This window comes from Geodermatophilus chilensis (assembly GCF_002802985.1).
GTDB classification, from domain to species: domain Bacteria; phylum Actinomycetota; class Actinomycetes; order Mycobacteriales; family Geodermatophilaceae; genus Geodermatophilus; species Geodermatophilus chilensis.
This window is the reverse complement of the sequence record NZ_NVPT01000174.1, coordinates 1-9,964: the sequence shown is the minus strand read 5'-3', so window position 1 is coordinate 9,964 and position 9,964 is coordinate 1. Positions and strand designations below refer to the sequence as shown.

At 74.3% G+C, this 9,964-nt stretch carries 8 protein-coding genes; 1 reads left to right on the top strand and 7 read right to left on the bottom strand.

Translation table 11 applies throughout. From position 1 onward, the window contains the following. Positions 1 to 893, top strand: an 893-nt coding sequence (locus CNO22_RS22440) for a ParB/RepB/Spo0J family partition protein (protein WP_198588523.1), incomplete at its 5' end; no start/stop codon positions are given. Positions 894 to 957: 64 nt separating this feature from the next. Here the strand turns inward: CNO22_RS22440 and CNO22_RS22435 are convergent. The 7 genes from CNO22_RS22435 to murJ form a co-directional block, all read right to left on the bottom strand. Further along, positions 958 to 1,953, bottom strand: coding sequence for a D-alanine--D-alanine ligase family protein (locus CNO22_RS22435; protein WP_100501478.1), 996 nt, complete (start codon positions 1,951 to 1,953; stop codon positions 958 to 960). After that, on the bottom strand, positions 1,950 to 3,335 hold the full coding sequence (locus CNO22_RS22430) for an aminotransferase-like domain-containing protein (protein WP_232807262.1): 1,386 nt from the start codon (positions 3,333 to 3,335) through the stop codon (positions 1,950 to 1,952). Before CNO22_RS22430 ends, CNO22_RS22435 begins: the two co-directional genes overlap by 4 nt. Before the next feature lie 205 nt (positions 3,336 to 3,540). Next, positions 3,541 to 4,692: an N-acetylmuramoyl-L-alanine amidase gene (locus tag CNO22_RS22425; protein ID WP_232807261.1), complete on the bottom strand. Its 1,152-nt coding sequence runs from the start codon at positions 4,690 to 4,692 to the stop codon at positions 3,541 to 3,543. Positions 4,693 to 4,849: 157 nt separating this feature from the next. Beyond that, positions 4,850 to 5,176: a thioredoxin gene (gene trxA, locus CNO22_RS22420; protein ID WP_100501474.1), complete on the bottom strand. Its 327-nt coding sequence runs from the start codon at positions 5,174 to 5,176 to the stop codon at positions 4,850 to 4,852. A gap of 136 nt (positions 5,177 to 5,312) precedes the next feature. Next, positions 5,313 to 6,323 (bottom strand): thioredoxin-disulfide reductase, encoded by a 1,011-nt coding sequence (trxB, locus tag CNO22_RS22415; RefSeq protein ID WP_232807260.1) that lies wholly within the window; start codon positions 6,321 to 6,323, stop codon positions 5,313 to 5,315. A gap of 188 nt (positions 6,324 to 6,511) precedes the next feature. Continuing rightward, a complete protein-coding gene (locus CNO22_RS22410; protein ID WP_100501470.1) occupies positions 6,512 to 8,131 on the bottom strand; it encodes a protein kinase family protein in 1,620 nt (539 codons plus the stop codon). Positions 8,132 to 8,199: 68 nt separating this feature from the next. Beyond that, the coding region (gene murJ, locus CNO22_RS22405) for a murein biosynthesis integral membrane protein MurJ (RefSeq protein WP_100501479.1) at positions 8,200 to 9,964 on the bottom strand (1,765 nt) is incomplete at its 5' end.

Here is a 9,964-nt window from a genome sequence, read left to right as displayed (position 1 = left end):
AAATGTGTATAAGGGACAGGGCGGCGGCCACGGTGGCCGCGCAGGCCGAGGCCGCCGTCGGCGTCCCGGGCGCGCAGCTGCGCGAGGTCGCGGTCGTCGACGTCGTCCCCAACCCCAAGCAGCCCCGTCAGGTCTTCGACGACGAGGCGCTGGAGGAGCTCACGTACTCGGTGCGCGAGTTCGGCCTGCTGCAGCCGATCGTCGTGCGCGAGCGCGCTGATGTCGCCGGGGGCCCACCCTACGAACTCATCATGGGCGAGCGCCGGCTGCGGGCCGCCCGCGCCGCGGACCTCAAGTTCGTGCCGGCGATCATCCGTGACACCACGGACGACGCGCTGCTGCGCGACGCCCTGCTGGAGAACATCCACCGGGTCCAGCTCAACCCGCTCGAGGAGGCCGCGGCCTACCAGCAGCTGCTGGAGGAGTTCGGTGCCACCCACGAGGAGCTGGCCACGAAGATCGGTCGCAGCCGCTCGCAGGTCACCAACACCATCCGGTTGCTCAAGCTGCCGGTGAAGGTGCAGACCCGCGTCGCTGCCGGCGTCATCTCCGCCGGCCACGCCCGGGCACTGCTCGGCCTGCCCGACGCCGCGAAACAGGAGGCGCTGGCCGCCCGCATCGTCGCCGAGGGGATGTCGGTGCGGGCCACGGAGGAGGCGGTCGCGCTGGCCGTCGCCGAGGAGCCCACGGTGAAGCGGCGTCCGCGGAAGTTCAGCGCGCCGGGCGTGGAGGACCTCGCCGGCCGGCTCTCGGACGCCTTCGAGACCAAGGTGAAGATCCAGATCGGCCGGGCGAAGGGCCGCATCGTCGTCGAGTTCGGTTCGGTCGACGACCTGCAGCGCATCATCGGCCAGATGGCCCCGGACATCACCGGACGCCGTCCCGAGGAGTGATCGACGGCAGAGGCCCGGTTCCGTCACGGACGGAACCGGGCCTCTGTTGCGGTTGGGTCCTTCTTCAGCGGGTGACGGCGGCCCGCCGGGTCAGCAGCTCGGCGAGGACGTCGCCCAGCGAGGAGCCGCCGGCCTCGACCGCCATCGGGAACATGGAGGTCTCGGTCATCCCGGGCGAGACGTTCACCTCGAGGAAGTGCACCTCGCCGTCCGGCGTGACGATCGCGTCGGTGCGGGACAGGTCGGCCAGGCCGAGCACCTCGTGCACCCGAACGGCGATCTGCGCGGCCCGCGCCGCCACCTCGGCCGACACCCGGGCCGGCGCGTGGTACTCGGTCAGGCCGGGGGTGTAGCGCGCGGTGTAGTCGAAGACGCCGGACTCGGGGGCGATCTCCACCGCCGGCAGCGCCTCGGGGCCCTCGCCGCGGTCGACCACCGAGAGCGCCAGCTCCACGCCGTCGACGTAGCGCTCCACCATCACGGTGTCGCCGTAGGCGAAGCAGCTGACCATGGCGGCGGGCAGGTCCTCGACCCGGCTGACCTTCTGCACGCCCAGCGCGGAGCCGCCCGAGGCCGGCTTGACCATCAGCGGCAGGCCCAGGCGGGCGACGATGAGGTCGAGCACCGCACCGGCGCCCAGCTCCCGGAAGGTGCTGTGCGGCAGGGCCACCCAGTCCGGCGTGGTCACCCCGGCGGAGCGGACGACCGACTTCGCCGCCGGCTTGTCCCAGGCCAGCCGGCAGGCCGCGGCCGGGGAGCCGACGTAGGGGGCGCCGGCCAGGTCGAGCACGGCCCGCAGCGCGCCGTCCTCCCCCGTGGCGCCGTGCAGCGCGATGAAGACGGCGTCCGCGGGCGCGGCGGCCAGACCGGGCAGCAGCTCGGCGTCGGCGTCGCGCAGCTCGGCCTCGACGCCGGCACGGGCCAGCTCCTCGGCCACCTGGGTGCCGGAGGAGAGGCTGACCTCCCGCTCGACGTTCAGCCCGCCGGCGAGGACGACGGCGCGCAGCGGGTGGGCCACGGTCCCCGGCTCGGCGGCGGGGGCGGGGGCGCGCTCGCTCATGGACGGTCCTCGTATCGGTCGCTGTTGGCCGGGCCCACGATGCCGCCGGGCGGGGAGCCGGAGACCGCCCGGAAGGTGCCGGTGTCCACGCCGTCGAAGGTCGAGTGCAGGTCCAGCTCGGCCTCGATGACGCGGGCCAGCCGGCGCACCCCCTCGCGGATCTGGTCCGGCTCGGGGTAGCAGTAGGACAGCCGCATGAACTCGCGGCCCGAGCCGTCGGCGTAGAAGCCGATGCCCGGCACGTAGGCCACGTGCGCGTTGACCGCGCGGGGCTGCATGAGCTTGGCGTCGAGCCCGTGCGGCAACTTCAGCCACACGTAGAAGCCGCCGTCCGGGCGGGTCCAGGTGGTGCCCGCCGGCATGAGCGCGTCCAGCGACTCGAGGGTGGCGTCGCGCCGCTCCCGGTACAGCTCGACGAAGTGCTTGATCTGCTCCCGCCACGGCTGGGTGTCCAGGTACCGGGCGACGGCGTACTGGGTCAGCGAGGGCGGGCAGAGCACCTGCGCCTCGGTGGCCAGCACCAGCTTCTCCCGGACGGCGAGCGGGGCCAGCACCCAGCCCACCCGCAGGCCCGGGGAGAACGTCTTGGAGAACGAGCCGAGGTAGATGACCCGCCGGTCGTCCCGGGCCCGCAGCGCGCGCATCGGCTCGCGGTCGAAGCCGAGCAGGCCGTAGGGGTTGTCCTCGATGACCAGCAGGTCGTAGCGGTCGACGATCTCCATGACCGCCTGCCGCCGCGGCTCGGACAGCGTGACGCCGGCCGGGTTGTGGTAGTTCGGCACGGTGTAGAGGAACTTCACCCGGTCGCCGGCGGCCCGGCACTCCAGCAGCGTCTGCTCCAGCGCCTCGGGGATCAGCCCGTCGTCGTCCATGGGGACGTGCCGGACGCGCGCCTCGGCCGCCTGGAAGACGCCCAGCGCACCGACGTAGGAGGGGCCCTCGGCGAGGACGACGTCCCCCGGGTCGCAGAAGACGCGGGTCACCAGGTCCAGCCCCTGCTGGGAGCCGACGGTGACGACGACCTCGCTGGGCGAGGCGTCGGTGATGCCCTCGAGCGCCATGACGTCGCAGATCCGCTCGCGCAGCCGCGGGTCGCCCTGGCCGGAGCCGTACTGGAGGGTCTGTGCGCCCATCCCGGACACCAGCTCGCCGATCATCGAGCCGACCGCGTCCAGCGGCAGCGCGGTGACCGCGGGCATGCCGCCGGCCAGGGAGACGACCTCGGGACGGCTGACGACGGAGAACAGCGCGCGGATCTCCGAGGTCTTCATCCCGTGCGTGCGTGCTGCGTACCGGTCCGCCAGCGGGTCCAGCCGCGGATGCCGCGGAGCGGGGTGGTGCACACCGGGGCCCGGGGGTGTTCCGGGCTGGAGATCGGCCACATCCCGAGTGTAGGGAGCCCGACCCGACGACCCGTGCGGGACACGGGGTGGGACGAACCCAACCGTCACAGTGACACTGTCGTCCTACCGGACGACACCGCGGCCAGGTGCCGTCCCCGGGCGCGCTGAGCCCCACCCGGCGCTCCTCGTGGAGGCCTCCGGCCCCCACTCCTCGCACCGCCCCGCAGGGCGGCTCACCTCGTCCTCAGCGCTTCGCGGGCAGGATGAAGGTGCCGGTGGGCGGGTCGGCCTCGGCGGGCAGGAACAGCCGCTGGACGGCGGCCAGGACGGCGCTGGCGACGGTGCTGCGCAGCCTCGCGTCGAGCAGCAGCAGCCGGTCGACCGGGTGGGAGAGGTAGCCGACGTCGAGCCGGACGGCGGGCATGCGGCTCATCCGCAGCAGGTCCCAGGTCTTGGGGTGCGAGCCGAGGTCGAGCATGCCGGTGCGGGCGACGACCTCACGGCGCACCAGGTTGGCGAACTGCTCGCCCACGGTCGAGGAGGCCCCCGAGCCGGTGCCGTAGTAGTAGCTGGCCACCCCGCGGGCGTGCTCGGAGCGGTGCGCGTCGGTGTGCAGCGAGAGGAAGAGGTCGGCGCGGGCGTCGTTGGCGAACGCCGTCCGCTCGGCCGGGGACGGGTCCTGCTCGCGGCCCCGGGTGAGGTAGACGGTGGCGCCGGCGGCGGCGAGCCGGCCCTCGATGCGCGAGGCCAGGTCCAGCACCAGGTCGGCCTCGGTGGTCTCCCCGAAGGTGTAGCCGGTGTCGGTGCCGCCGTGGCCGGGGTCGAGGACGATCCGCCGTCCGATGAGGTGCGGGCCGCTCTCCACGAAGCTGGCGCTCTGCCGCAGCAGCTGGGGGCGCCCGCCGGTGACCTTGCGGCCGAGCTGGCGCAGCGCCCGCAGCGTGGCCGGCCCGCAGGTGCCGTCGGAGGTCAGGCCGTAGTCCCGCTGGAAGGCGCGCAGCCCCACCTCGGTCTCCGGGCCGAAGACGCCGTCGACCGGGCCGGCGTCGTAGCCGAGCTCGTGCAGCCGGTCCTGCAGGTTCGTGACGTCGTCCCCGCGCATGGGGCGGACCGGGTCGTGGTGCAGCAGCCGGTCCCCGAGCGACCAGCGGGCCTCGGACAGGGCGCGGTAGGTCTCCTCGCCGACGCGGCCGTCGACGGTCAGTCCACGCACCTGCTGGAAGTGGCGGACGGCGAGCTCGGTGGCCGGGTCGTAGACCGCCTGGTCCAGTGACGCCTCCTCCGCGGCACCCCCCGCCGGCAGCAGGGTGAGGGCGCGCAGGGCGGCGTGCACGTCGGCCACGGCGGGGCCACGGTCCCCCGGCCCGAGGGGCTGCATGCTGCTGTCGGTTGCCATCGTGGGTCGATTGTGGTCCCCGGGCGTCGGGGCGGCCCGGTGGGCCCCCCGCACGCGCGAGGGCCTCCCCCGCCGGTCGGCGGAGGAGGCCCTCGGAGCGGCCCCGTCCCGGGCCCCACCCTGAGCTTGCGAAGGGTGGGTAGGACGGGGTCCTTGCTCAGATGTAATCGGCGAGGTCGGAGAGGATCGCGCCCTTCGGCTTGGCGCCGATGATGCTCTTCACCGGCTTGCCGCCCTGGAACACCGTCATGGTCGGGATCGACATGACCTGGTAGTCGCGGGCGATCTGCGGGTTCTCGTCGATGTTGAGCTTGGCGATCGTCAGCTTGTCGCCGTGCTCGGCGGCGATCTCCTCGAGGACCGGGGCGACCATCTTGCACGGTCCGCACCACTCGGCCCAGAAGTCGACGAGGACGGGCTTGTCGCTGCCCAGCACGTCGTCGGCGAAGGACGAGTCGGTGACCGTCACGGTGTTGCCTGCCATGGGGATGTCTTCCTCTCGGTCTGCTGCTACCAGTCCGACTCAACAGGTCGGGTGGTCGGTGTATGCCCGCTCAGGCCCCGTCCCGGGCACCGCCCTGAGCTTGCGAAGGGTGGGAAGGACGGGGTCCTTCTGCTTCTCAGCGCTCGCCGAACGCGGCGGCCAGCCAGCGCTCGGCGTCGATCGCCGCCGCGGCGCCGGTGCCCGCCGAGGTGATGGCCTGGCGGTAGATGTGGTCGACCACGTCACCGCAGGCGAAGACGCCCTCGATGTTGGTCCGGGTGGTGGGGTGCTCCACCTGGACGTAGCCCTCGTCGTCGAGCTTGAGCTGCCCGACGAAGAGCTCGCTGCGCGGGTCGTGCCCGATCGCCACGAAGACGCCCGAGACGGGCAGCTCCTCGGTGGCTCCGGTGGTCACGTCGGTCAGCTGGACGCCGGCGACGGTCTGGTCACCGAGCACGTCGGTGACCTGCTTGCCGAGGGCCCAGCGGATCTTCTCGTTCTCCTGCGCGCGCTGCTGCATGATCTTCGAGGCGCGCAGCTCCTCCCGCCGGTGGACGACGGTCACCGTCCTGGCGAAGCGGGTGAGGAAGGTGGCCTCCTCCATCGCCGAGTCGCCGCCACCGACCACGATGATGTCCTGGTCCCGGAAGAAGAAGCCGTCGCAGGTGGCGCAGGCCGAGACGCCGCGGCCGAGCAGCCGGGCCTCGTTGTCCAGGCCGAGGTACCGGTACTTCGAGCCGGTGGCGACGATGACCGCGTGTGCGCGGTGCACCTCGTCGCCGACCTTGACGATCTTCGGCTCGGCGGTGAGGTCGACCTCGGTGACGTCGCGGGCGACCAGCTCGGCGCCGAAGCGCTCGGCCTGGGTGCGCATGTCGTCCATCAGCTGCGGGCCCTGCACGCCCTCGGCGAAACCGGGGAAGTTCTCCACCTCGGTGGTGGTCATCAGCGCGCCGCCGAACTGCGAGCCCTCGAACACCAGCGGGTGCAGGTTCGCGCGGGCGGCGTAGATGGCAGCGGTGTATCCGGCCGGGCCCGACCCGATGACGATGAGGTCACGGATGCCGTCGTGCTCGGCGGGCGGGATCGCGGGGTCCGCGTGCTCCGCCGTCACGGCGGGGCCGGGGGTCGGGTGGTCTGTCGTCACGGGCGGCACAACGAGGATCGTAGGTGCCACATTCCCTGGCCAGGACCCCTGTGGGGGTGTCGGCCGCCCCGTCCCTCGCCCCGCGGCACCGTCCAGAGGCTCGCCGCGGCCCCGCCCAGGGCACCGCCCTGAGCCTGCGAAGGGGGGAGGACGGGGTCCTTCTCCGGTGAGGAGGACGGGGTCCTCTCTCAGCCCGCCGGCGTGAGGGTGACCTCGGCGACCTCCGCGGAGAAGCCGCCGTCCGACGGCGCGAGCCCGGTCAGCCACAGCAGCACGTACCGGGTGGTCACCGGCTCGTCGAAGGACAGGTCGGCCGAGTCGCCGAGCTCGCCGTCGGCGACCACCTCGTAGGCGTCGAGGTCGCCGTCGGGCCGGTCGCCGACCCGGACCTCCGCGGTCGCGCCGGCGGTGCCGGTGACGCCCACGCCGGCCAGGGCCTGCTCCGAGCCCAGGTCGTACAGGACGCCGATGCCGTCCTTGAGGTTGCCGAACGCCGGTGACCCCCGGTAGGTCACCGTTGACCAGGCGGTGGACGGGTCGCCGTCGAAGGACAGCGGCACCTCGTCGGGGTTGTCCGGGTCCCCGTCGCCGAACGGGTCGTAGACGCTCCCGCCGGTGATGGTGAGCGCGGGGCTGTCGCCGGGCTCGGCCGTCTCCTCCGCGGGCGGCGCGCTGGACACCGGGGCGCCGGGCACGGGGACCTGGTCACCGGGGACGTCGTCGGGCGAGATCACGTTGCCGAGCCAGACCGCGAGGGCGATGACCACGGCCAGCGCCGCCAGCGGCAGCCCGACGACGAGCAGCCGGCGAGGGCGCGCGTCCGCGGCCCCGTCGTCCCGCAGGTCCGCCTCGTCGTCGCCGGCCTCCGACAGCGGCAGCAGGTCGTCCTCGTCGTCCTCGTGCCGGCGGCCGGGCACGGGCGGTAGGCCGCGTGCGGCCAGCGGCGGGAAGGCGGTGGAGGAGGCGTCGCGGGTCGGCGCGGGGTCGACCGTGACGTCCTCGTCGCCCCCGGCCGCGCGCTCCTCCTCGCGGCGCTCGCGCAGCCGGCGCAGCCACCCGCTGTCGGACTCGTCCGGCGCGCGCTGCGCATCGGCGGTGTGCCCGGTGCGCGGGCGCTCGGCCAGCAGGGCGGCCATGGCGGCGACGCTGGAGAGGCCCGCGCCGGGCTCGGTCGAGCGGGCACGGCGCACCAGGGCGGCGAGGTCCGGGGGCATCCCCACCGTCCGCCGGGCCGGTGCGGTGCCCGGGCGGCGGCCGGTCAGGCAGTACTCGAGCAGCTCTCCCAGGGCGGCGACGTCCCCCTGGACGGTGCCGCTGGCGGCCGGCACGGAACGCAGCCCGACCAGGCCGTTGGGCCGCAGGACGACGGTCTCGGGGGTGAGCCCGCCGACGGCCAGGCCCACGCGGTGGGCCGCGGCGACGCCCTCGGCGAGCCGGCGCAGCACGGTGCGTGCCTCCCGCTCGGGCATCGGGCCCTCGGCCATGCGCTCGGAGAGGGTGCGGCCCTCGATCCACTCGTTGACGACGTAGGCCGCGCCCCCGGGCGCCGCGCCGTCCCCGCTGCCCTCTGCGGCGTCGTAGACCATGGCCAGCGCGGGCGTGGCCAGCCCGCCGGCGGTGAGCGCGCGGGTGATCCACTCGCGGGCGGCCGGCCCACCGGGGGTGTGCACCCGGATGGCGACGTCGCGGTTGAGGATCCGGTCCTTGGCCCGCCAGCAGTGGATGACGCCGGTGGCGGTGGTCTCGGTGGGCCCGACCTCGTCGAGCGGGCGGTACCGGTCGGGGAGGCCGGTGATCGTGGACGTCATCGGTGCGCCCGGCCCCCTGTCCCCTCCGTGCCGGCGACTGGGTTGCCCCGGCGACGGCGCCGCGCTGCTCACCTGCGCCTCAGCCGGGCCCGGACGGCTGCCAGGGGCTCCTGGAGCTCGGGGACACGGGCGAGCACGAGCCCTGCGAGGGTCGCGACACCGATGACCACGGTACCCAGCAGCACGGTGCCGAGCGAGCCTGCCACCGACGCGCCCAGCGCACCGTCGGCCAGGGACACCGCCAGCCAGCCGAGCAGCCCGGCGACGACCGCGACCACGGCGGTGCGCAGCACCGGGACCATCGTGGCGCGGTTGTCCAGTGCCCCGAGCCGGCGGTGCAACACGACGTGCCCGAGCAGCCAGCCGGTCAGGTACGTGACGCTGGTGACCAGCATCAGCCCGGCCACCACCCGCTCCGGGGGGACGACGACCGGCACGAGCAGCAGTAGCGGCACCCGGACGGCGACCATCCCCACCTGGATCAGCGTGGGGGTGCGGGCGTCCTTCATGGCGTAGAACACCCGCAGCTGCAGCAGGGTCACCGCCATCGGCAGCAGCCCGAAGGCACCCACGGCGAGCGCGATCCCGATCGCTCGGGCCTCGTCGGCGCTGGTGTTGCCGCGGGCGAAGGCGACGACGGCCAGGGCGGGGCCCAGCACGGTCAGGGCGGCGCTGACCGGCAGCAGGCCGAGGGCCGACAGCCGGGTGCCGAGGGAGAGGTCGCGCACCACGCCGGGGACGTCGGAGCGCGCGGCGGCCCGGCTCATCCGGGGCACCAGCGCGGTCAGCAGGGCCACGCCGATGATCCCGTAGGGCATCTGGAACAGCAGGCTGGCGTTGGCGAAGCCGATCGAGCCCAGCCCGCCCTCGCGACCGGCGGCGTTGGCGATCCGGGTGGCCACGATGACGCCGACCTGGCTGACCGCCACGTAGGCGATCACCCAGAGGCCGAGCGTGCCCGCCTCACGCAGCCCGGTGTCGCGCGCGCCCCAGCGCGGCCGCAGGGGGACCCTGGCCCGGCGCAGCAGCGGGAGCAGCACCAGCGCCTGGACGGCGATGCCGAGCGTGGTGCCGACGCCCAGCAGCCACACCTGGCCGTCGGTGATGGTCACGGGGGTGAGCGGGCCCGCGCCGCCGGCGGCGAGGAACAGCACGCCGGTGGCGATGACGACGACGTTGTTGAGCACCGGGGCCCAGGCCGGCGGGCCGAACACCCCGCGGGAGTTGAGGATCGCCTGCGCCAGGGCGCCGAGGCCGTAGAAGACGATCTCGACCAGCAGGATCCGGGCCAGCCAGGTCGCCAGCCGGTACTGCTCGGGGTCCTCGTCGAGGCCGTACAGCGAGGTCAGCAGCGGCGCGGCCAGGATCGCCAGGCCGGTGACCACGACCAGCCCGGCGGTGGCGACCGTGGCCAGCCGCTGGGCGTAGGCGGCGCCGCCGTCGGCGTCCCGTTCCTGGGCGCGTACCAGCAGCGGGACGACGACCGAGGTCAGCACCCCGCCGAGCAGCAGCTCGTAGACGATGTTGGGCAGCGTGTTGGAGGTGTTGTAGGCGTCGCCGACGAGGCCGACGCCCAGCGCCGCGGTGAGCACCATCGTGCGCAGCAGCCCGGTGATGCGGGAGACCAGCGTGGCCACCGCCATCGTGCCGGCGGCGCGCAGGATGCCCCGGCTGGCGCCGGGCCGGCCCTCGCGGGCCTCGACCTCCTCGTCGGTCTCGTCGACGCGGCGCGGCACCGCGGGCAGCACCGGGATGAGCTGGGTGTCGTCAGGGCCGGGCACCCACCGCGAGGCGCGCCGCGGTGGGTGCCCGGCCTGCCTCCTATACACATCT